The sequence below is a fragment of the Nostoc sp. genome (assembly GCF_036917315.1).
GTDB lineage: Bacteria > Cyanobacteriota > Cyanobacteriia > Cyanobacteriales > Nostocaceae > Nostoc.
In genome coordinates this window covers 65,088-86,813 of record NZ_JBALDR010000002.1, presented here as the reverse complement: position 1 = coordinate 86,813, position 21,726 = coordinate 65,088, and the positions used below count along the sequence as shown (strand labels likewise).

Below are 21,726 nucleotides of genomic sequence, written 5' to 3'. Positions count from 1 at the left end.
GCAGTATTTGTAATCAAATTTGAAAGCTGAAGCAAAGTTTAAATAATTTATACATAGCATCTGAGGCTTTTATAAATATACGTAAAAACTTCAATAGCTGCTTTTAACAACGAATAATCATAGCATAGAAACTGATACATTTTTATATTACAAGCAACAAATTGTTTTTACGGGATGATTATAGCGATCAATACATTTTTGATTGTCGAGGGTCAATGAAATTTATGCGTCAATCAGTATTAATTCTAGCGATCGCACCTCTAGTTTTTGTTATAAATTTTCTAAAACCTCTGCGTTACTTTGCGCCTCTCTGGGTTTATATATTTATAAATAATTGAAACTTATAAAATATCAAAAAGATGGAACTGCGACATCTGCGCTACTTTATTGCTGTAGCTGAAGAACTGCACTTCAGTAGAGCCGCCGAGCGACTGCACATCGCTCAACCGCCCTTAAGCCAGCAAATTCAGCAATTAGAGGCGCAATTGGGAGTAGAACTGTTTCACCGCAAAACCAAACGACAGGTGCAACTAACAGAAGCAGGACAAGTTTTTTTGCAAGAAGCTTATCAACTTTTAGCTCAACTCCAAAAAGCAATTGAGCTAACTCAAAAAACGGGAAGAGGTGAAAAGGGACAATTACGAATTGGGTTTACCAGTTTGGTAACTTACGATTTGCTTCCTGTGATTTTGCGGCGGTTTAGAGAACAGTTTCCAGAAGTAGAGTTGGTATTGCAAGAATTAACCACAACTCAGCAAGAGCAAGCGCTACAGAATCGGCACATCCATGTAGGTTTTGCCCATCCGCCCTTAGAAGACAACACACTCAATCAAGAGTGCATTCAGCAAGAAGCGTTAATTGTGGCTATGTTGGAAACTCATTCTTTAGCTGAACAAGAAAAGATTTCAGTGCGATCGCTAGTAAACGAAAACTTTATCATGTTCCCTCGCCATTTGGGTCCCGGACTTTACGATCAAATCGTAAGTCTATGTCAGCAAGGAGACTTCAGCCCAAAAGTGACTCAAGAAGCGATTCAGATGCAGACGATTATCGGATTGGTTTCAGCGGGAATGGGGATTGCGATCGCACCGTCTTCATTGCAAAATCTTCAAAGAACTGGTGTAGTTTATCGTACTCTGGAGGAGAAAACACCATTAGTAGAAACGGCTATAGTGTGGCGGGAAGAAGATATGACACCTGTACTAAGGGAATTTCTACAAGTTGTCAAGAGTATCTATTGAGAAATGACGATCTTCTTCTGACGGAGATCCTACATACACTTGAGAAAAAAGGTTAGTTAATCACTTATGATTCAAAATAAATACTGTGTATACATTGTCAGGTTCAAATGTTATCACTTTATCCCAATGAAATCCCACTAAATTGTTGGAATAAACTGGTAGCATAAGAATCGGTCATACCAGAGATATAGTCTGTAATTTTAAGGATTTTGTTATAGGTATCTTCGTCTGGATTCGGGCGATATTCTTGAGGTAGCATATTACAGATTAACTTTGCTTTTTTGCTGTCATGCAGGATAGCGTTAACAAACTCAGAAAATAGTTTTCCTAAAACCTCATAACCAGCTATTTGGATACTAACAACATCGCGATGCTGGAAAACATCTGATTCGGTTGCTTTCTTAATTACGTCTAGATGATTTGCATACCTACTTAGAGATAGTAGGTCTTTGTCAAACTCTCCAGAAAGTATTTCTTGTTCGTGTGCAAAGAAAATTTCAGTTGCCTGCTCTATTAGATTGTGTATAGCTTTGGCACGAAGTCGCTTAACTTTTTCTTCCTTGCTTTCATCATGCTTGTTAATATCAATCTTTGCAATTTCATTAAGCAAATACTCGGTTTTTTCAAAGCAGATATACTTCATGCGATGAGCATCTTCTACATCAACAATTGAGTAACAAATATCATCTGCTGCTTCAACAAGAAAAGCAAGCGGATGTCGAGACCACCATGCTGCATTATCATGACGGCGAATTAGCCCAACCGCTTCTGCTACTTCATCAAATAAATCTTTTTCTGCCTGAAAGAAACCATGTTTTTTAATACTTATATCTGAGTATCCGTTTAAGGTAGATTCTGATAGCAATGATTCTCTAGGGTACTTTGTGAAAGCAGCTAAAGTTGGGCAGGTGAGTTGCATTCCTCCTTTTTGAGGATACATTTCAAGCTTAGTTAGAATACGAAAACCCTGTGCATTGCCCTCAAATGAATCAAAGTCAGCTTTTTGAGACTTGCTGAGAAGTTCTTCTCCTACATGGTTAACAGTGTTGTACCAGGATTCAAACCCTGTACGGATAGCATCTTCTCCAGAATGACCGAAGGGAGGATTACCGATATCATGAGCTAGACAAGCAGCAGAGACAATATCACCAAAGTCTGAAGCACTAAACCCATAGTTATTAAGCTTGTGTGTGTCTACAATTTTCTTACCCACAATTCTACCAAGGGATCGACCAACACAGGAAACTTCGAGGCTGTGAATGAGACGAGTACGAATGTAATCATTTTTAGGCAACGAAAAAACCTGGGTTTTATCTTTAAGGCGACGAAAAGCTGAGGAAAACACCAAGCGGTCATAGTCTCTTAAAAACGAAGTACGGCCGTCCTGGATACTCTCTTGTTCGATCTCACCTAATCTTTGAGGTGTCAGAAGTTTCTTCCAATCCATCATTGCTGTATTATGTGAAAGTAGGTCAAACAACGCCTCTATCAATAAGTGATGGGCAATGCCACATTGTAACTCTACTTGTTGTGAAGTATTAAAATTATCTTTTGAGAGAAAATATTTTAAGTAGTAACCACAATCTCGATAACTCAACTTCGACTGTGAAACACAAGTTAGGAGTGGAAATTCTACAGCAAGTTGATGCTCAAAGTAATATACACTTTACACAGATTATGCATCGCTCAATTCAACCAAAAGAGGAAGAATGAACGATCGCTACAGTATGGTAATTCAATGGTCAGATGAGGATAATTGCTACTTAGTACACTTACCGGAATTCTCTTGGCAGCAATTCCACACTCATGGTAAGAGTTATGAAGAAGCCGCTAAACACGGGCAAGAGGTAATTGAATCTCTGATTGAATGGTATGAAGAGCAAGGAAAACCTTTGCCAGAGCCAATTACTTTTCCTGAAAAACCGTTAAAAGTGGTTTAAATATTTTTAAGATACAGTGCATCGCACCTTACCCCAATCCCTCAACATCTGCACTTTCCCCTTCAAACTCAACAGGCTCAAACCTTACCTTGTTATATAAATCTTGTAGAGAAATCTCAAATGGTACGGTTACAAGAGCGATCGCTTCATCTTCTTCATCATATTCACGAAGCGTCCATTGCTTTTTCCCAGTTTTGGAAAATTGATCTACATGAATCCGAGTTTGGTCAATTAATAGGTATTCTTGGAAAGTGGAAATAGTTCGGTAAGCCTGAAATTTATCTTCGCGATCGTAGTTTTTAGTAGATTTAGACAAAACCTCAACAATAACTTGGGGATTTGTAATAATATCTGTACGATTGTTGAAAAATTCTGGTTCACCGGCTATTACTGTCACATCTGGATATGTGTAGATACGCCTTTGGTGTATCCACAGACGCATATCGCTATTAAACACTTCGTATTCTTCTTGTCTGAACGCGAAGTTTAACACAGCATAGAAATTACCAGCTATCCGATTGTGATTTATTGTTCCACCCGCCATAGGAATTATTTGCCCGTCAATGTATTCACTTTTGTAGTCAGCAGCTTCTTCTAGCTCTAAATATTCCTCTGGGGTATAGTATCGCTGTTTTGTTATTTGCATAATTTTATCGGGTAGCAATGTTTAACGATACGGAGCGTCTAGTGACCCATATTTACTGAACAGTTTAACGTGGTTAGATAGAGATGTTATGTGCTTTGTACAAAGTGAGCGTAGGCGCAGCCCACACTTATCTACGAGACGCTCTGCGAACGACAAAGCTCAGTGACCACTGTAGACTTCGCTATCTCAATTCACAAAGTCTTTTAACTTCTTTTCCTATTGATAACCAGCGGCTTGTAAGAGAAACAATTTGGCATAACGTCCTCCTAGCTGTAACAGTTCTTCGTGAGTTCCCTGTTCTATAACTTCCCCGTTTTCTATAACTAGGATTTTGTCAGCCATTCGTACCGTTGAGAAGCGATGGGAAATCAAAAGTACCATCTGATTTTGAGTAATAGCGCGAAAATGATTGAAAATCTCAAATTCAGCTTGGGCATCTATTGCTGATGTTGGTTCATCTAACACCAAGATATCTGCTTGCGATCGCATAAAAGCACGAGACAGTGCAATCTTCTGCCACTGTCCCCCAGAAAGTTCTTGTCCTCCCTTAAACCAACGACCAAGTTGAGTCTGAAAGCTTTGGGGTAATTGGTCAATAAAAGATTGAGCCATGCCTTTTTCAGCAGCAGTTTTCCACTGTGTTTTGTTTTCAAGATGTTCTACATCGCCCACGCCAATATTCTCTCCCACAGTGAACTGGTAGCGAACAAAGTTCTGAAAAATCACACCAACGCGACGCCGCAACACATCCACATCCCATTCCTGCAAATCCAAGCCATCTAAGAAAATTCGCCCTGAGTCTGGCGTGTAAAGTCGGGTAAGTAATTTGATTAAAGTAGTTTTACCGGAACCGTTTTCACCGACAATTGCCAGTTTCTCTCTGGGTTTGAGATGCAGCGAAATGTTTCTCAATGCTGGCTTGGAACTTCCTGGATAAGTAAATGAGACGTTCTCAAAACGGATACCATCTTGGGGATTTAAACCAATGGTTGCCTTACCCCAAGATTTTGGTACTTCTTCTTCCAAAAAATCATAGAGATTTGATAGATATAGGTTGTCCTCATACATCCCTCCAATAGAAGTGAGGGCATTGGAAAAAGTAGATTGTCCTTGGCGAAAAACGGTGAGATACATTGTCATATCTCCCAAAGAAATCTTACCTAGCACTGTTTCCAGTACAATCCAAGCATAAGCTAGGTAAAAAGCACCAGTACTGACTAAACCCAGGAGATACCCCCACAATCCTCGCCGGAGAGTTAAATCGCGGTCTTCGCCATAAAGTTGCTCAAACAGGTTGCGGTAACGTCCTAGCAACATCTCTCCCAGTTGGTAGAGTTTGACTTCTGTGACAAAATCTTCTCTTGCTAGCAGATTTTCTAAGTAGTGCTGTTGACGAGTTTCTGCTGCACGCCAACTAAACAAGCGAAAGCCTTCTCCGGCAAACTTTGTTTCAGAAATAAATACAGGCATAGCTGCCAAAACCAGCACCACCACTGCCCAACCTGAGAAATTTACTAGCAAAATACCGTAGGTGAACAGGGAAAGACCATTTTGCACCAATCCAAAGGTGCGGTTTACTAACGAAAGGGGACGAACTGATGCTTCTCGTCGGGCATTAGTTAATTTGTCATAAAATTCTGAATCTTCAAACTGCCTAAGATCGAGTGTCAGCGCCTTTTCTAAGATGAGTACATTTACTCGCTGACCCATTAGCGCCCGCAATAACGACTGACAAATAGTGATTCCCCGCTGACTCCCTGCTAGTAAAATTACAGCGATCGCTTCTAATCCTACATAAGATAGCGAGGGATAAATATTGGCAAAACCATTGCTTTGTGAGTTAACTTGAGAGGCAAGTACCACTGCATCCACAATTAACTTACTGATGTAGGATATTGCCGCCGGTAAAAGACCAGCAACTATTGTTAAACTAGCCAGAAGAATAGTAAGCGATCGGCTAGTAGTCCATACTAAGTTTACAGCCCGTCCACTGTAGCGGAAAACCGTCAGTGATTGGCGTAGGATATTTCTTTTTTTTTAATTTTCATCTTTTTTTGGCGAGATACCCCAGCTTGGGCGGATCTTCCTAACTCTATTAAATCTTTATTAATTTTACATTTTTATCAGAATGTTGGCTGAAAACCCCGAAGTTGAAACCTAAAAACTAGTTTTGTAGGGTGTGTTATGCCGTAGGCTAACGCACTAGGGTGTTAACTTTGTACCATTTTAGGTGTTCAAAATTCATGCAAAATATATTTATTATATATGCCAGTAGTTCTAATCAAGCGGACTACAGCTTTGCCACCCCTATTAAGTACATGGGTGTAAATCATCGTGGTTTTTACATCCTTGTGTCCGAGTAATTTCTGCACTGTGCGGATGTCGTAGCCATTTTGTAATAAATGGGTAGCAAAACTGTGGCCAAACGTATGACAACCCACTTTTTTTTGAATACCAGCTTGGCGAACTCCTTGTTTTAACGCTTTTTGTAAACTAGTTTCGTGAAGGTGATGACGACGAACTTCACCACTACGGGGGTCTTTAGAGATGCTTCCAGAAGGAAAAACAAACTGCCAAATCCACTACAGAGTCAATAAGCTTCGGATATGAACGAAAAAATTCAAGATTACGTTGTCGCACAGACACAGAAAGTTGTTCAGTTTCGCCAAGCATTAACTTCAGAATCTGATCGTGGATGTGCGCTGTTTGCTGCGGCGTATTTAGATGTGTGTCTTTCGGATCTGCTTTATGTATCACTTGTAGAAAACAAGAATATTGATAAGGATCTCTTTGAAGGAACAGCACCTCTATCAAACTTCTCATCCAGGATCAAACTTGCTTACTACTTGGGACTAATTTCACGAAATTCCAGACGCGACCTAGATATTGTCAGAGGTATTAGAAATGATTTTGCACATAGGCCAGAGATCATTTCATTTGAAACTCAGTCGATTCGTGACCGTTGCAATAATTTGTCCTTTTCTTACCACGAAAAGGATGCTGAACCGCGTTCACATTTCACGGCTGCTGTAATGACGGTGTTAGGTCATATTCACATAGCTACACTTACAACTACACCCCATACTGAGAAAACGGATGATACACTCTCTGAAGAAGATAAAAAACGTTAGCTTGAAAATCACTACGGAGATCAGGACAATGAGTAATCGGGAGTTTGAAGAGATGCAAGAAAAGTTGGCAAATCAGAAATTAGCGTCTGAGCTTGGCATATCATACGACGATCTGCTTGAATTGGAGTGGGATATTGATACAAACGAGAGCGATGATGGTTTGATCTATGAATATATAGTCACATTCTCTGAAGAATCCCCAAAAAAGATCCTCAACAAAATCGAAGGAATAGAGGATGGCAATATTGTTCGTCTTCAGCCGTCGAGCTTTGAAGAGCCTGACGATTTTGAATAAATATTGAGTACTTACTTTTACACAAAGACTTTCAAATAGCTGTTATACATATAGTTCCAGAGGGTGCCATTGCACAGGTCAAAGTAGGGCGATCGCCTATCGTCGTAGGCTAGGTTGACAACAGGAAACCCAGCATCACTTTTCTCTAGCAGTACTAACCAGAAGCCAGATTGCACTTTAAGCTGCAACCGTGGATGCGATCGCGAGGCTAAGGCTAAAATGAGAGGGCGATCGCTTCCTTTCACCAACCCTCAGACGAGGAGATTCTCAAATGCCATTAGCTGAACTCATGTCACAAATCCAGGAACTTCCAAAAATTGACAAGCTTCGGCTAATGCAGTTTCTTGCCACAGAACTGGTCAAGGAAGAAGATGCAAACTTCTTTGTTGCGAACCGGGAGTATCCAGTCTGGTCGCCGTACAATTGTTCTGAGGCTGCCAATGTCTTGATGAATCTTCTGGCGACAAAGCAGCAAGAGAAGAATGGTTGACACTCAAAAATTTCCCTACAAAATCATTGATAGTAGCCTTGGCATGGTCGATCAAATGCCATACATACCTTTGACGCTCAGTCTTAATGGTCAATTTCTGAACACTGAAGGTTTATTGGATACAGGTGCAAGCGTTAATGTTTTGCCCTATGAGTTGGGTTTACAACTGGGCTTAATTTGGGAGGATGAAACTCTCTCAGTTCTATTGACAGGGAACTTGGCTCGATTTGAAGCTCGTGCAGTCGTTGTTGATGCTCAAGTCAGTTCATTCCCCACCATTAATCTTGCATTTGCTTGGACACAAACACCCAATGTGCCTTTAATCTTGGGGCAAGCTAATTTCTTCTTTGAGTTTGATGTTTGTTTCTTCCGCGCGCGTTCTGAATTTGAAGTTCGTCCCAAAGAGGTTGGATAAAATGAAGACAGGAGCATCAGTTGGCAGCGATCGCTGAGGTACGGTCTAACAATCCCGTTGCACACCGACCGTACAGAGTCTCTTTGTTGAGTCCGAGAGGTTGCTTGCGGCGGGTGAACGGGGGCGTTATACGTCTTTATACATATAGGTCAATAAAGCATCCTACCAGATTCAAGCCAATGTGGATGAGGTTTTCCGACTTGTGTGTACACAGTAAGTCTTTAGACCGGAGAGTGTCAACCCCACAATCTCCGACCTGCTTTCCCACTTAATTTTTGGTGAGTATCTTCTAACAAAGCTGGGATATCTAACTTTTCTGGGCAGCGAGGCAAACAATCACCACATTCTGTACAACGGTTGCCTTTCATTCCAGGGAACCAGTGACCGGCATTTTCAAATATTCCGTAACGATATTGACCATAGTCTTTCATATCGTATGCTACGGCGAGATTACGTAACCGCAATACCTCTGGAATATTGATATTTTCTGGACAGGGTAAACAAGCATAACACTGGCTACAATTATCAGTTTCCAAAGCAAGTTTTTGGTGATTTTCTAACCGCCAGAAAGTGGAAATTTCTGCTGATGTTAACTCTCCATCATGGTCAGCAATTTGCAAAGGTTCTCTTAATTCACCTGGGTTAGCTGGCCCTATACTCAAAGTAGTAATACGGCGATCTGCAAGTAAAAATCGATAATTCAATTCTAAGGGTGAATACGGATAACACAGGTCTTTTAAGGTTTGAGGTGGCGTGTAGAGGCGTCCTCCCTTATCAGCAGGGGAAATAATGAAAATGCCCATATCCTTTTCGGCAGCTAGTTGAATTGCTGGTGCGTGCCGTTGAAAAAAATAGTAATAATGCAGATTGACAAATTCAAATAAATCAGTATTGATTGCTGCCTGAATTACCTCTAATGGCCCGTGAGTGGAAAAACCAACGTGTCGTACTCGGCCATCAGCAACAGCTTCTTCTACGGCTTGCATACAGCCATTTTTGGCTTGCACCCACTCTAAATGTTGCCAAGTGTTCAAACCATGAACCCCTAGGCAATCTAAATAATCTAGTTGTAATCGTTCTAGGGATTCGTCAATGTACCGACGCATGGTGTCAGCATCTGCTGTGGCTGAGATTTTAGTAGTGACATAAAGCCTAGTTCGGGGTACTGACAACCCAGCTTTTAGCGCCCTACCAAGATACTCCTCGCTTTTGCCGTAACCTCTGGCGGTTTCTAGATGATTAATTCCTAGCGCTAGGGCTTGTTCGATAGTCTGGTGAGCATTTTCAAAATCAGCCAAGTAGCGCATTGTTCCCAAGGAAAAAACCGAGAGGCGCAGATTCGTTTTTCCAAAGCGTCGGTATTTCATAAATTGAGTCCTGAGTAGTGAGTCCTGAGTAGAAATACGATTAATAGTGTCTCTACAAGAATGAACAGAGAAAGAATAAAGAAATTATTTTATTCTCTAGATTCTCTATTCTTTCTCAGCACTGGCTCAACCCTAGCTATCCGCTAACAGCACTCAGAACTCAGCACGGGCTAAACCTTAGCTATCCGCTAACAGCACTCTTTTAGCTGTCGCCATTACCAAAACGCTTGATCAAATCTTCAGGACGGAGATTAGAAATAAATTCACGGAAGGCTTGCTGTTCGGCTTCATCTGCATCGCGATCGACAGGGATAGAAGCATCGGCAATGACTTCTTCCATTACCCAAATGGGAGTATTTGTACGGAGGGCAATAGCGATCGCATCGCTAGGACGCGCGTCAATTTCTTTTTTGACTTCGCCTTGCTGGACAATTAAAGCTGCATAAAATGTATCCTTTTGCAGGGAATGAATAATGACTTTTTCTAGAGTCATGTTCCAAGTCTCTAGAATATTTACAATTAGGTCGTGAGTTAAGGGTCTAGGAGGCTTCTGATTCTCCAGTGCGCCCATAATTGCCCTAGCCTGTTCCTGACCAATGTAAATTGGCAAAGCCCGCCGATCTGAAGAATCTTTCAAAAGGACGATCGGGCTGCGGGTTATGGCATCTAATGCTATGCCAGCGACTTTCATTTCAATCATTGCCTAAGCCTCTACAATGCTTTGAGAGCCTTTGATGGCGTGTAACAAATAACACCCTTTTTTAGGCGGTTTGGTGACAGTAATAAACATAAGCATTCGTTCTCTATAATTGCTTCTATTAAACTCCGAACTTGTGGTGAAAACCAGAGTAAGTCAAATTGGTCTTCTTAAAGAATAACCTTCTTAACCAAGTATGCCTTGTGAAGGATGCTAATGTGTTAATATTCCTATCCTAAAAAAAGTCAGAAAATATACTTGGATGTTCGAGATTTCTGTGACAATTACCAATTGACTTCAGGCAAAATTAGGCAATAAATAGAGTTAGTTTGACAAAAAAGCCGTGTTTACAGGATTAATCCAAGCATTAGGAACGATGGAACCCTTAGGGGGCGATTTTTGGCAAATTACTTGTGTAAGTCAGTCGGGTGAAGTAATTATGCAAGATTTGGCTTATGGTGACAGTGTTGCTGTCGATGGTGTTTGCCTGACAGTAGAACAAGTTTTAAAAGACGGGTTTATTGCCACGGCTTCACCAGAAACTCTACGCCGGACGACGTTGGGAGATGAGCAAACCCAACAGAGATATGTCAATTTAGAAGCGTCGCTCAAGGTAGGCAGCAAAGTTGGCGGTCATTTTGTAATGGGTCATGTAGACGGCATCGGTCGATTGCTAGTGGCAGAACAAACGGCTACTTCTTGGGAAATGACCTTTATTGCTTCCGTTGCGATCGCACGGTACATTGTCCCCAAAGGTAGCATTGCCGTCAATGGCATCAGCCTCACAGTCGCCGATTATGAGCCAGAACTCTCCCAATTCAAAGTAGCGGTAATTCCCCTGACATACAGCGAGACGAATCTTCGCTATTTGGTTTCTGGGAGTTTAGTGAATCTAGAAGGGGATATTCTCGGCAAATACGTCGAAAAATTCCTTTATTCTGGCAACCCCCACACCAGAGGCACTGATGACAATAGTATAGATGGCATTACACCCGCATTCCTAGCAGAACACGGGTATTTGTAATTTAGGAATGGGGATAGAGAGTGGTGAGTAGGGTATTAAGAATGGGGTATGGAGCATTAGTTATTCCTCCCCCTGCTCCCCTGCTCCCCTGCTCCCCTGCCCCTCAGCTTCTTCTAGCTGCCTGGTTCTCGGCTTACCTGAGCGGTTTGCAAACCTCGCACTAACTGACTGAGGGCACTTTGTAATTCCACGCCTGGGTCAGAAGCAACCCACCCATCTTGTGTCAGGTGGCGGACTTCAAAGTGCAAGTGAGGGCCTGTGGAGTTGCCAGTGCTGCCAACTCGCCCGATGACAGTTCCAGGTTGTACCCATTGACCGGGTTGAACGAGGATTTCTGACATGTGACCGTAGAGAGTTTGTTCAGCAGATTTGTGATTCAGGATAACGGTTAAACCATAACCACCCACCCAGTTAGCAGTTTCCACTTGACCCGCAGCAGCTGCCAAAACTGGTGTTCCCGTAGGCGCACCCAAATCTGTACCTGCATGGAAGCGTTGATTACCTGTGATTGGATGAACTCGCCAACCAAACAAAGAAGTAATGGGAGCAGGAATAGACAAGGGATACATCATTCCCGTACCACTATAGGCGACTCTCCCCATGTAGGGGATTTGTGGCAATACTGATGCCAGTGAGAAGTCGTAAGCTACGTTGCTAGGGCGGGGTGCAATGTTGCCATCTGCCATTGGTGGCGGTAAAGTACCACCACTCGGTGCAATGGGAGTCGCACTAACTCTTGTGGGGCTGAATTCAGCGGGAGTCGGGATAAACCGATTCGAGCGATATGCGGTCTTGGTGACACCGCTAGAACCACTTTGAGCAGCGCGCCATCTACTGGTGTTGCCAGTAGTTGCAATTTGCCGCACGGGTGGAACTACTGGTAATTGGGCGTTTTGACTTCTTCTGAGCCAATTAGGTGCTGGTTTATCATTAGAATCAGCTACACTCCTCTGGGGTACTTTGGCGCAAACGCCGCCTAATACACTTTGCCCTGATGGCAAAATGGCTCGACAACCACTGGAGCGTTCTGTAACAATTACAGAATTTGGTGCTTGATAAGTACCTGTTGCACCACTGTCATAACTATTAGGATCGATATAGGCGTTATTATAATCCTTGGTTTTCTCCGCTGTTGCACTGACAGGGCTGTTAGAGTTATTTGATGGTTGAGCAACTACTGGAAGTTTTTCAGGTGCATAGCGGGCAGGGGTATTGGGTTTTTCCTGTCTCACCCTTACAGGAGTAACCTGAGAGGCTTCTACTTTGGGCTTTGACTGTCTGATAATCACCACAGGTTCAGCAGCTTCGATTTTCGGTGTAGACTGCCTAACTGGCTCTTTTGATTGAGCAACCTCTGGCTTGCCTAGTCTCTGTCTGAGTCTGGCTCGCCGTTGGGAAAATTCCGGTTGCGCTGGTGTTGCATCGGGCGCAACAGCCTGTTTTTTAAAAGTCGAGGCTTTAACTGAATTTGTAACTGCTGTTGGTTGAGAACTTTCAACAGTGGGAACGATGTTGTCTATTTGTGTTTCCGTTTGGGCAAACACGAAGCCACCGCTAAGGAGGCTAACGCTACTCAGCCAACAGAGGCTCTGAGCTGGTAGTGTTGAGGCAAAACGTTTTTTTGTTAGACCTTGCTGCCATAAATGCAAACGATGATGGGCAGAATTATTGCGCTGCGTCATTTGTTCTCTCAGTTGTGTGTAATTAGCCTAAAGAGATGATGCTAGTGGTTTGTCTTGCCCAAAGAGCGAAATTTTGAACAAACCTCAAATTTAAACGGAAGATTTATGGTACCCCAAACTGATTGTACCGGGTTCAATATAAATTTCCGGTGTAATTAGTTCCTTTGTATCATGTGTTTCTAAATCAACTCGTAAATTTCCTTGAGGAGTCACTCCAACTACTGTACCTGAAAGATTATTGACGTACACCCGATCGCCCATGTTTGTAAGCAAGTCTAGATAGCCAGACAAGAGTATATTTACTCCTTCTTGAAAAAGGCACTCCATACCGGATTCTATTCCCAGTAAGACTCTAGAGGTTAGCATTTCCAGACAAGAAATCGGTCTGCGATCTTGGGAAGCTTGCCACGATTCCAGATTGATTCCAGTTTCTGGGACTGGGTTCGTCCAGTTAATACCAACACCAATTACTGCTTGGGTAATTTGTCCTTTGTTTACTTTGGTTTCTGTCAATATGCCGCCTAGTTTGCGACCATTTAAAACTAAATCATTGGGCCATTTTATCCCAACATCTATACCGCACTGACGCAATTGAGACGCAATTCCCCAAGCCGTAGCGAAAGTTAGCTGGTAGCTGTCAGTAGCCTCTATTTTGTGGTCGAAAGAAATCGCCACGGAAATATATAATCCCCCAGCCGGAGAAATCCACTGGCGGCCCCATTGTCCCCGCCCAGCAGATTGCTGAGTTGCGATGACTACTGTTCCTGAAATAGCCCCTTGGTTGAGTAAGTTCCAGAGGGTTTGGTTGGTTGAGGAGACGCTTTCAAAAAAGTGAAGAGAAAATGGTAAATATGTATGCTTACGCCCTGCTTGCAAGGCTGCTTCCAAGTTTTGCAGATTAAATCCCACAGCAGTTAACCCAAATTCCGTTGTTCAAGTTAGCATTGATTGGCTGATGAGTGATTTCTGTTTAGGTTTGGTTGAAGATGCACACTTGGCACTGGCGCAATTGGGAAGGACTCCCCTATCTAACTTGTAGTATTCTGGAAGGTTGGCACCACGGCTTCTTTACCCAACAGTTTTGGCCGCGATCGCCACAAGTTATCACAGAAGTATTGCAACCAGAGGCATCAGTCTATCGCTTAAAGCAGGTTCATGGCAATACTGTTCTCACCCCCCAAGAAGTTGAAAGCTTCTTAAGCTCTGCTGAGGAGGATTTCGCATCGGCAGATGGTTTAATGAGCGAACAGCCTCTACAAGCTGTTTGGGTCGCTAGCGCAGACTGCACACCCGTGCTAATTGGGGATGTACAAACTCGAAGGGTAGCAGCATTACACGCAGGCTGGCGGGGGACTGCCAAGAAGATTGTTCCCTTGGCGATCGCTAGATTACAATCTCAAGGCAGCAAACTCGATGATTTGAGAATTGCGATGGGCCCAGCGATCGCTGGTGAGGTTTACCAAGTCTCTACCGAAGTGGCTGCTGAAATCGGGGCTACTATTGTAGCACATGAAGACGAAGAAAAAATTCTAACTGCATTACATGAGTTACCAAATTCACCTTTACTAGAAGATCCCGATCCAGGAAAGGTAAGGCTAGATGTGCGGCGAGTGAATACCTTACAACTGGAAAATATGGGAATTAGTGCAGAACAAATTGCGATCGCACCTTATTGCACTTTCCAAACTCCAGAGCATTTCTTTTCTTACCGCCGAGAGAATGAGAAAAAAGTACAGTGGTCAGGGATTGTTAGCGGTAAAACGAGTAAATAGTTTATATTCTCATCACAGGATAGTTAGGATGTTCAGGATTTGGGATAAGTTGTTGATTTCTACAGTCCACCAGTAAATCCAGCGTTTCTAGAACCGTCTGTCCAAGCAGGACTATATTCCCTGTAACTAATGTTGCTTCGGTAGTTTCCCGTCCTGTCAATTCAATAATTACGGGTTCAGTTACTCCTATAGATTCTTCACTACCATTGGCGTATTGAGCAATCTGCTGTCCTCGAATTCTCAAACCAAGTTGCTGGACAATAGACATGGGTAGCACAGTACGTACTGCCCCTGTGTTCACTAATGCTTCTGTTTCAGACACCCGCAGCATATTTGGATTTAGCATTCCTCGGCTGACAAGCGCTTCATCAATGGCATTAGTGAGCTTGATTTTGATGCGAACTGCACCCATAGGTTGATTGCTGGCAGAATTGGCACGATTCAGATTTACCATAATCTGTATGTTTTGGAAAATTCTTTAATCTGCTTCTAGAGTATCCTGTGCTGACCAAGTGTTTACTTGCAAGTCTTGAGTATTGATAGCTAACCACCCATCTGTAAACCCAGTATCGAGTAAAGCTTCAACAGGAAATTTGTCATGATTAGCAGCAACATGCTCAATTTCAAATAGTAGCTCGCCATTATCTCCAAAGGAACCTGCAATCATAACCTGCCACAGGTTCCCGTGTTGTTGAGTCTGAATATGGTGAGTTTTACTTCGTTAGTGTTGCCATAAGCATCATGAATTTTTTGCATTATCCCCAAAAGTGTTGGATCGTATCTAGACAAAAACTTAACTTAAGGCTTCACTCAACAACTCGCAGTGCAGTAAAGCACCATCCACCAAAGATTGGATTTTCTCTGATGATAAAGGATCGCCATTGGCGTAATGCTCCATCCAAGTCAGACCAATCAAATTGGGGTCATCGGGTAAACTTGCTAAATCCCACCCAGGCATTTCTAAGTCTTCCATGAGACGATTTACCTTGGGGTCATAACTGAGAGCAAAACAGCGACAACCTTCAGCAGCAGCCATAATTAAGCTGTGCAGGCGCATCCCAATCGCCATTTCCACACCGCGAAACACACCTTTTAAAAGTTGCGGATCTTCCAGACACAAAATCTTGCTAACATCTTTAAGGTGTGGTTGAATGGCTTCGGCAATACTTAAATCTTCACTTTTTTGAAACGGCAGTAATAAAATAAATGCTTGCGTGGCTTTTTGAAAGTCAACTAAAGCGCGAGTTAAGTTTGCTAAACGTTTTTCTGTAAGTTGGGGATGCGATCGCAACGTTACCGCAACTCTTGGCGCAGGTAAATCCCAAAGTCCCGGTACTGGTTGAGATTCCAACGCCCAAACTGGGTCAGGAGCTATAATACAAGGAATTTTCCACTCAGATAATAGAGCCGCACTGGCGCGATCGCGGACACTAACTTTAGTACAATTACTAAAGGTTTGCCGTGCCAGCCAACGAGTTTGTGGACGCACTAACGGGCCAATACCCTGCGCCCAAGCAACAGTTTTCAAACCCATTTTTTGCGCTAATGCCATCAGCCCCCCATAATAAAATGGGCTGATGGTACTCGTAACATCTTGAATGAGACTCCCACCGCCCCAAATCAAGGCATCACTTGAGCGTAAAGCTTGCAGTACAGCTAAGGGAGCCATGCGATCGTAGGTTTCTACATTGTAGCGATCGCGGGTTTCCTCTGGATTACCAGAAAGCACCACAGGCGTTACGTGAGATGGCAACATTTGCAAAAGCGTTGCCAATAAAGCTTCGTCACCACCATTACCTTTACCGTAATATCCAGACAATAATGCCCGCATTTTGACCATTTTGGATTTTGGATTTTGGATTAATTAATAGCTATTGTTAAATGAATCTCTGTCTCCCATATAGATGGTAAACTCATTCCCAAGTTCTATAGCAGTGGTCAAACAACTTAGGACATTGATTGGCAAATCGTCAGAGAGCTACTGTCACAGCTATCCATAGAAGACTTATCCTAAGCAGGATAGCAGGCGCTATAATTACTTACATTTTTTCAACTACCAAAGTGTTCACTTCCGGTTTCATCAACAGAAGTCTTGCTACCTTGCGGTTTCTTGGTCTGTGCTTGGATACTTCGATACTTGGATAAAGGTTACGATCGCTTATCTTTAAAACTAGCTAATACAATAGACATCTAGTGAAAAATCCTTGTAGAAACTCGAAATTTCGTGTCTCTACAAGGATTTAAATTTTCAAAAGATTGGTTTTGTTACACAAAAAGTAGGAGTAGAGTTCTAATGTGGAACTTGAAAACTGGTATTTTGCTACTCACGCTGAGTTGCATAATTGCAACTGGTATAACCGTATATCTTCTTGGCGGCATTGAACCAGCACAAATTCAAGCTTTGCTAAAATCTTCAGGTATCTGGGCACCTATTATTTATATTGCTTTGTACGTTGTGGCAACCATGTTAGTTTTGCCCTCAACGGTACTAAATTTGACTGGAGGTGCCATTTTTGGCCCTTGGTTGGGTACTGTCTGGACTAGTGTTGCAGCAGTCATTGCGGCAATAATTGCCTTTGTTTTTACTCGGACTATTGGACGCAAAGCAGTTGCAAAACGACTAGCAGGACGCTGGCAAGCGATGGATGCTGAAGTGCGTCGTGGAGGGCTTTTTTATATGTTTGCCATCCGATTAGTACCAATCATGCCCTATGGCTTGGTCAACTTTGTCGCGGGACTGACTTCGATCGGTTTTAAAGATTATGTTCTAGGTACAACACTTGGTACTGTTCCTAGTGTCTTACCTTTTGTATTACTAGGTAGTTCTGGTCTGAAGGCAGTGAATACAGGCGATTTTTTGCCGCTAATACTTGCATTAGGCTTAACTGGAACGCTGGTAGCAGGGTCTACTTGGTATCGCCATCGTCGAACTTTTCCCAAAAAAGCTGTAGAAAGGCTGAAAAAATCAGACTCTTCAGATAACATAAATCCGAAGAATAAATAAAGTATGAGAATGAAACTTGAGTGTTGCTAGCTATACTGTGAACCACACCTTTTCGATCGCAGGCAGCCTCTTATCTTAGCTGTAAAAAAATTAAACAATAAATATTTTTAGATGTTACCAAAGTATTCATTCATTGTTCCAATTTATAACGAAGAAGAAACTATTCCAGAACTATACCGCAGACTGAGTGCAGTAATGAATCGGATGGATGGGCTTGTCGAATTAATTTTAATCAATGATGGTAGCCGCGATCGCTCCCTACAATTACTACGCGACCTCCATCAAAAAGACCCGCGCATTTGCTATCTGAGCTTTGCTCGTAACTTTGGTCATCAAATTGCAGTAACTGCTGGTCTTAATTTTGTCCGCGGTCAAGCTATTATCATCCTTGATGCTGACTTACAAGACCCACCAGAACTAATCCCCGACATGGTTGAAAAATGGCGACAGGGCTATCAAGTCGTCTACGCTCAACGCACTCAACGCCAAAAAGAAGGATGGTTTAAGCGTTTTACTGCCTATTTCTTTTATCGTATCCTTAAGAAGCTTGCAGATGTAGAGATTCCTACTGATACTGGTGATTTTTGTCTAATGGATCGGCAGATTGTAGATATTCTCAATTCTATGCCAGAACGTAACCGCTATATTCGTGGTTTGCGTTCTTGGGTTGGCTTTCAGCAAACAGCAATTCGGTTCGAGCGCAACCCCCGCTTTGCTGGAGAAGTTAAATACACTTTTAGCAAATCCTTAGCCCTTGCTATCAATGGTCTAGTGTCTTTTTCAATAGTGCCACTGCGGTTATCAACTTACTTAGGCTTAATAGCAGCGGCGGCGGCCATCTTCATGGCTTTATTAGTCTTGTATTGGCGTCTTTTTGTCCCCCATTCCCCTTTAACTGGGTTTACGATTATTTTGATGGCAATTTTCTTTCTCGGATCTGTGCAGTTAGTCAGTGTTGGCATCTTAGGTGAATATATAGGGCGCATCTACGAAGAAGTTAAAGCCAGACCCCTCTATACTTTGGCAGAGGTAGGTGGTTTTGAGCGCAAATCCTCCAACTCAACGAGCAATTCTGACAAACTAGATAATTTAGAAGACGCTTACAAATAAAAATCTTTATTTGGCGTTGCATAATAAAGGTTTGTTTAAACAAATATAAAATTCAAGCTACATATCACCTTGCCAGTGCTACTCTCCACTCCAAATCCCTAACTCTCAACTCCTAACTTTCTTATGCACACCCTTTCGATTCCCACCTGGATTATTCATGTTTCTAGCGTTATAGAGTGGATTGTCGCCATTTGGTTAATCTGGATTTACGGCGAACTGACTAATAACCGCAGCTGGTGGGGATTATCCCTGGCGATGTTACCAGCTTTAGTCAGTGCTATGTGTGCTTGTACCTGGCATTATTTCGACAACGCCGAATCTTTGGAATGGATGGTAACGCTTCAAGCTACCATGACTTTAGTTGGTAATTTTACGCTTTGGGCGGCGGCGTTTTTGATTTGGCGTTCTACCAAATCTGTTAACACTGTTGAACCAAAACCTATCAAATCAGAGCAATGATTTCTAAAGAAACCCTGTTTGCACTTTCACTGTTTCCCTATTTGGGTTTCTTGTGGTTTCTCAGCCGCAGTCCGCAAATGCCGCGTTTGGCGCTGTATGGATTTTACGGCACTCTCGTCTTTGTTGCCATTACCATCCCGGCGGGGATTTATGCTGTATTGCATTATGGTAAGTCTTTAGCCAATGTGGATTGGTTGCACGGTAGTGCAGAACTATTTTTGACGCTTTCTAACATCTTGCTTGTGCTGGGTTTTGGGCAAGCTGTAAGGCAATTACAAATGAAAAATGAAAAATAGTAAATTCAGCGATAAATAGTGTTTGGATTGCAATGAGGAAGAGTTAGATGGACGTAATTCCAGCGATTGATTTACTAGAAGGTCACTGTGTGCGACTGTATCAGGGAGACTACGATCGCTCGCAAGTTTTTAGCGAAAATCCTGCTGATGTTGCCAAACAGTGGGTAGATCGAGGTGCTACCAGATTGCATATAGTTGATTTAGATGGTGCCAAAGCAGGTAAAATAGTAAACTTAGAGGCAATTGAAGCGATCGCTCAAGCAGTGTCAGTACCCATTGAAATTGGTGGAGGATTGCGCGATCGCAACAGCGTACAACAAGTATTTAATCTAGGCATACAGTGGGCAATTCTCGGCACTATCGCCGTAGAACAACCCCAGTTAGTGCAGGAACTCTGCCAAGAATTTCCCGAACAGATTATTATCGGTATTGATGCCCGTAACGGCAAAGTAGCAACTCGCGGCTGGCTAGAAACCTCGGAAGTTTTAGCAACTCAACTGGCTGTACAAATGCAAGAATTGGGCGCAGCCGCCATAATTTACACAGATATCCACCGAGATGGTACACTCACAGGCCCAAATTTAGAAGCTTTGCGAGAACTTGCAGCAGCAATTTCCATCCCGATAATTGCTTCTGGCGGGGTAAGTTCTGTCACCGACTTGTTGAGTTTGTTGGCGTTAGAACCTCAAGGCGTAACTGGCGTAATTGTCGGACGTGCCTTGTATACTGGGGATATTTTACTCAAAGAAGCATTACGAGCGATCGGGCCGGGGCGAATTCAAGATATTCCACCCAATCTCGGTTTTTCTACCTTTGCTTGACATTTTCTTGGCAAGTTCGACAAATAGACCATCTTGTAGAGACGCGATGAATCGCGTCTTTACCCAAGAATGTATTGCAATCATTAATTGAATTGATATTAGTTTAATTATTTTGACAACTACCTTTGGATAGATAGGGTAAACACTACGCGATTTCTGATTAGAAAAAGCTTGCGATTCACGAAAAAATACACACTGCATATTTAGTTAATTGTGTCAATATGTAATCCCTAGCATTGCCTAATAAATCAGCAAGGCCTTCTGTGGACTGAATTTATATTCATGCTTTCAGTAGATGCAGTTGTGACTTTGCAAATGCAACAATAAATATGTTCTCAAACAATAAATAGTTGCTGTAGTTCAGATAAAAAATTCAGATTTTATCAGACTCTAGTAACTTAAGCTTTTAGAAAATTGTTTGATGTTTTGAGAAGGTAATCACAATGAATAAAATCCTAAAACGCGCACTTTTACCCAGCCTCATGGCTGCAAGTTTAGCTGGTGTAAGCTTAGTTCCCGCCAAACCCGCTGCTGCTGATGACCAAGTACTAAGAGATGCAGGTATTGGGGCTGTTACCAACGTTGTAACCGGAGCTGTTAGGGGAAATGGCAGTGTATTAGGGAATGCTGTTAAGGGTGGTGTCACTGGTGCAGCCGTCAATGGTGCAAATGGTCTGAGAAATACTCGCAATCGCCGTCACCGGAACGCTGCTCAAGATGTCGGAGTCGGTGCAGGGACTAGCGCAGTAACAGGCGTAATTACTGGCGATAAAAGAGATACCCTTGGCAATGCTATTGATGGTGCAGCTGTAGGTGGAGCAATCCATCTATTAACCAATGGTAAATAATTCGTAAATTCATCGACCTAAAATATTTTCCAACGGTTAACTAACTTATCCCTCCCTAATTGCTCTCCTTCGTAAAAGGAGCAAACCTAACCTCGCTCCCCTAGTAGGGGAGCGAGGTTATAGGTTAGATTTCTTTGAGATATATACCACCGTCAGCATCGGATGACGTTAGGTTTAATAGTAATCCCTAGCCCTTCAACGCCTTTCTAAAGTTTCGACGATAAGACTGATTTGTAATAAACAAAGCTGGCCATAGCAAAGATAAACCAATGCGATTAGTCAAACTTGGATTAAAATTAGTCCGTTCAAACCCTTTCCAAAACTTCCAAGCGCCGCCTCCGTAAACTCCTATCAAGCCAATAAAAATTAAGGTACTCATTCCCATCAACTCCGCTAGTAACTGACAGAATTTAAGTTAAGTTTTAGCACACGAGGTAATCACCTCATAAGCAACACCGAGAAGGTATGATAAAACTCCCCAGGTTTTG

The 21,726-nt window shown here is 42.5% G+C and carries 27 protein-coding genes; 14 read left to right on the top strand and 13 right to left on the bottom strand.

Annotated elements, in window-relative coordinates; all coding sequences use genetic code 11:
- Positions 1 to 359: 359 nt before the first annotated feature.
- Entirely contained in the window at positions 360 to 1,241 is an 882-nt protein-coding gene (locus V7K84_RS00950) for a LysR family transcriptional regulator (RefSeq protein ID WP_334835530.1), read from the top strand.
- A 118-nt stretch (positions 1,242 to 1,359) separates the two neighbouring features.
- Here the strand turns inward: V7K84_RS00950 and V7K84_RS00945 are convergent, their stop codons facing one another.
- Positions 1,360 to 2,838 (bottom strand): deoxyguanosinetriphosphate triphosphohydrolase, encoded by a 1,479-nt coding sequence (locus V7K84_RS00945; protein ID WP_334835528.1) that lies wholly within the window; start codon positions 2,836 to 2,838, stop codon positions 1,360 to 1,362.
- A gap of 112 nt (positions 2,839 to 2,950) precedes the next feature.
- Between V7K84_RS00945 and V7K84_RS00940 the strand changes: the two genes are divergently transcribed.
- Positions 2,951 to 3,181: a type II toxin-antitoxin system HicB family antitoxin gene (locus V7K84_RS00940; RefSeq protein WP_334835526.1), complete on the top strand. Its 231-nt coding sequence runs from the start codon at positions 2,951 to 2,953 to the stop codon at positions 3,179 to 3,181.
- A 28-nt stretch (positions 3,182 to 3,209) separates the two neighbouring features.
- Here V7K84_RS00940 and V7K84_RS00935 read toward each other — a convergent pair whose 3' ends face one another.
- The 3 genes from V7K84_RS00935 to V7K84_RS00925 form a co-directional block, all read right to left on the bottom strand.
- On the bottom strand, positions 3,210 to 3,827 hold the full coding sequence (locus tag V7K84_RS00935) for a Uma2 family endonuclease (protein ID WP_334835523.1): 618 nt from the start codon (positions 3,825 to 3,827) through the stop codon (positions 3,210 to 3,212).
- 216 nt (positions 3,828 to 4,043) lie between these two features.
- On the bottom strand, positions 4,044 to 5,852 hold the full coding sequence (locus V7K84_RS00930; RefSeq protein WP_334835958.1) for an ABC transporter ATP-binding protein: 1,809 nt from the start codon (positions 5,850 to 5,852) through the stop codon (positions 4,044 to 4,046).
- 209 nt (positions 5,853 to 6,061) lie between these two features.
- Positions 6,062 to 6,406: a tyrosine-type recombinase/integrase gene (locus tag V7K84_RS00925; RefSeq protein WP_442940915.1), complete on the bottom strand. Its 345-nt coding sequence runs from the start codon at positions 6,404 to 6,406 to the stop codon at positions 6,062 to 6,064.
- Between the two features lie 27 nt (positions 6,407 to 6,433).
- On the opposite strand from V7K84_RS00925, the gene V7K84_RS00920 reads away from it, so the two are divergent.
- Both V7K84_RS00920 and V7K84_RS00915 read left to right on the top strand, forming a co-directional pair.
- Entirely contained in the window at positions 6,434 to 6,958 is a 525-nt protein-coding gene (locus V7K84_RS00920) for an MltR family transcriptional regulator (RefSeq protein ID WP_334835521.1), read from the top strand.
- A 28-nt stretch (positions 6,959 to 6,986) separates the two neighbouring features.
- Complete coding sequence (locus tag V7K84_RS00915) at positions 6,987 to 7,253, top strand: hypothetical protein (protein ID WP_334835520.1); 267 nt, start codon at positions 6,987 to 6,989, stop codon at positions 7,251 to 7,253.
- A 17-nt stretch (positions 7,254 to 7,270) separates the two neighbouring features.
- Here the strand turns inward: V7K84_RS00915 and V7K84_RS00910 are convergent, their stop codons facing one another.
- Positions 7,271 to 7,498 carry a hypothetical protein gene (locus V7K84_RS00910; protein WP_334835518.1) on the bottom strand — a complete coding sequence of 76 codons (228 nt, stop codon included), beginning with the start codon at positions 7,496 to 7,498 and terminating at the stop codon, positions 7,271 to 7,273.
- Between the two features lie 26 nt (positions 7,499 to 7,524).
- On the opposite strand from V7K84_RS00910, the gene V7K84_RS00905 reads away from it, so the two are divergent.
- The gene (locus tag V7K84_RS00905; protein WP_094342777.1) at positions 7,525 to 7,743 is read left to right on the top strand and encodes a hypothetical protein; all 219 of its coding nucleotides are present in this window, start codon (positions 7,525 to 7,527) and stop codon (positions 7,741 to 7,743) included.
- Entirely contained in the window at positions 7,736 to 8,158 is a 423-nt protein-coding gene (locus tag V7K84_RS00900; RefSeq protein WP_334835516.1) for an aspartyl protease family protein, read from the top strand. Before V7K84_RS00905 ends, V7K84_RS00900 begins: the two co-directional genes overlap by 8 nt.
- A 236-nt stretch (positions 8,159 to 8,394) precedes the next feature.
- On the opposite strand, the gene V7K84_RS00895 is transcribed toward V7K84_RS00900, so the two are convergent.
- Positions 8,395 to 9,525: an aldo/keto reductase gene (locus V7K84_RS00895; protein WP_334835513.1), complete on the bottom strand. Its 1,131-nt coding sequence runs from the start codon at positions 9,523 to 9,525 to the stop codon at positions 8,395 to 8,397.
- A 202-nt stretch (positions 9,526 to 9,727) separates the two neighbouring features.
- Positions 9,728 to 10,225, bottom strand: coding sequence for a bifunctional nuclease family protein (locus tag V7K84_RS00890; RefSeq protein WP_094349146.1), 498 nt, complete (start codon positions 10,223 to 10,225; stop codon positions 9,728 to 9,730).
- A 340-nt stretch (positions 10,226 to 10,565) separates the two neighbouring features.
- On the opposite strand from V7K84_RS00890, the gene V7K84_RS00885 reads away from it, so the two are divergent.
- Complete coding sequence (locus V7K84_RS00885) at positions 10,566 to 11,246, top strand: riboflavin synthase (RefSeq protein ID WP_334835511.1); 681 nt, start codon at positions 10,566 to 10,568, stop codon at positions 11,244 to 11,246.
- Positions 11,247 to 11,359: 113 nt separating this feature from the next.
- Here V7K84_RS00885 and V7K84_RS00880 read toward each other — a convergent pair whose 3' ends face one another.
- A complete protein-coding gene (locus V7K84_RS00880) occupies positions 11,360 to 12,928 on the bottom strand; it encodes a M23 family metallopeptidase (RefSeq protein ID WP_334835509.1) in 1,569 nt (522 codons plus the stop codon).
- A gap of 90 nt (positions 12,929 to 13,018) precedes the next feature.
- Entirely contained in the window at positions 13,019 to 13,837 is an 819-nt protein-coding gene (locus tag V7K84_RS00875) for a biotin--[acetyl-CoA-carboxylase] ligase (protein WP_334835507.1), read from the bottom strand.
- A gap of 77 nt (positions 13,838 to 13,914) precedes the next feature.
- On the opposite strand from V7K84_RS00875, the gene pgeF reads away from it, so the two are divergent.
- Positions 13,915 to 14,700, top strand: a complete 786-nt coding sequence (pgeF, locus tag V7K84_RS00870) for a peptidoglycan editing factor PgeF (protein WP_334835505.1) — start codon at positions 13,915 to 13,917, stop codon at positions 14,698 to 14,700.
- A gap of 1 nt (position 14,701) precedes the next feature.
- Here pgeF and V7K84_RS00865 read toward each other — a convergent pair whose 3' ends face one another.
- The 3 genes from V7K84_RS00865 to csaB all read right to left on the bottom strand — a co-directional run bounded on the left by V7K84_RS00865 (position 14,702) and on the right by csaB (position 16,531).
- The gene (locus V7K84_RS00865) at positions 14,702 to 15,154 is read right to left on the bottom strand and encodes a retroviral-like aspartic protease family protein (RefSeq protein WP_334835502.1); all 453 of its coding nucleotides are present in this window, start codon (positions 15,152 to 15,154) and stop codon (positions 14,702 to 14,704) included.
- A 24-nt stretch (positions 15,155 to 15,178) separates the two neighbouring features.
- Complete coding sequence (locus tag V7K84_RS00860; protein ID WP_334835500.1) at positions 15,179 to 15,367, bottom strand: hypothetical protein; 189 nt, start codon at positions 15,365 to 15,367, stop codon at positions 15,179 to 15,181.
- A 126-nt stretch (positions 15,368 to 15,493) separates the two neighbouring features.
- Positions 15,494 to 16,531 carry a polysaccharide pyruvyl transferase CsaB gene (csaB, locus tag V7K84_RS00855; protein WP_334835498.1) on the bottom strand — a complete coding sequence of 346 codons (1,038 nt, stop codon included), beginning with the start codon at positions 16,529 to 16,531 and terminating at the stop codon, positions 15,494 to 15,496.
- Between the two features lie 462 nt (positions 16,532 to 16,993).
- On the opposite strand from csaB, the gene V7K84_RS00850 reads away from it, so the two are divergent.
- The 6 genes from V7K84_RS00850 (at position 16,994) to V7K84_RS00825 (ending at position 21,238) form a co-directional block, all read left to right on the top strand.
- Positions 16,994 to 17,704: a TVP38/TMEM64 family protein gene (locus V7K84_RS00850; protein WP_334835495.1), complete on the top strand. Its 711-nt coding sequence runs from the start codon at positions 16,994 to 16,996 to the stop codon at positions 17,702 to 17,704.
- Between the two features lie 111 nt (positions 17,705 to 17,815).
- Positions 17,816 to 18,814 (top strand): glycosyltransferase family 2 protein, encoded by a 999-nt coding sequence (locus V7K84_RS00845; protein WP_334835493.1) that lies wholly within the window; start codon positions 17,816 to 17,818, stop codon positions 18,812 to 18,814.
- 123 nt (positions 18,815 to 18,937) lie between these two features.
- Positions 18,938 to 19,273 (top strand): DUF2499 domain-containing protein, encoded by a 336-nt coding sequence (locus tag V7K84_RS00840; protein ID WP_099099641.1) that lies wholly within the window; start codon positions 18,938 to 18,940, stop codon positions 19,271 to 19,273.
- Positions 19,270 to 19,569 (top strand): DUF3593 domain-containing protein, encoded by a 300-nt coding sequence (locus V7K84_RS00835; RefSeq protein ID WP_334835490.1) that lies wholly within the window; start codon positions 19,270 to 19,272, stop codon positions 19,567 to 19,569. The genes V7K84_RS00840 and V7K84_RS00835 overlap by 4 nt, the downstream gene beginning before the upstream one ends.
- 47 nt (positions 19,570 to 19,616) lie before the next feature.
- Positions 19,617 to 20,390 (top strand): 1-(5-phosphoribosyl)-5-[(5-phosphoribosylamino)methylideneamino]imidazole-4-carboxamide isomerase, encoded by a 774-nt coding sequence (gene hisA, locus V7K84_RS00830; RefSeq protein ID WP_334835488.1) that lies wholly within the window; start codon positions 19,617 to 19,619, stop codon positions 20,388 to 20,390.
- Between the two features lie 443 nt (positions 20,391 to 20,833).
- Positions 20,834 to 21,238 carry a hypothetical protein gene (locus V7K84_RS00825; protein WP_334835486.1) on the top strand — a complete coding sequence of 135 codons (405 nt, stop codon included), beginning with the start codon at positions 20,834 to 20,836 and terminating at the stop codon, positions 21,236 to 21,238.
- Between the two features lie 187 nt (positions 21,239 to 21,425).
- Here V7K84_RS00825 and V7K84_RS00820 read toward each other — a convergent pair whose 3' ends face one another.
- Positions 21,426 to 21,617 (bottom strand): hypothetical protein, encoded by a 192-nt coding sequence (locus tag V7K84_RS00820; protein ID WP_094349159.1) that lies wholly within the window; start codon positions 21,615 to 21,617, stop codon positions 21,426 to 21,428.
- Between the last annotated feature and the right edge of the window lie 109 nt (positions 21,618 to 21,726).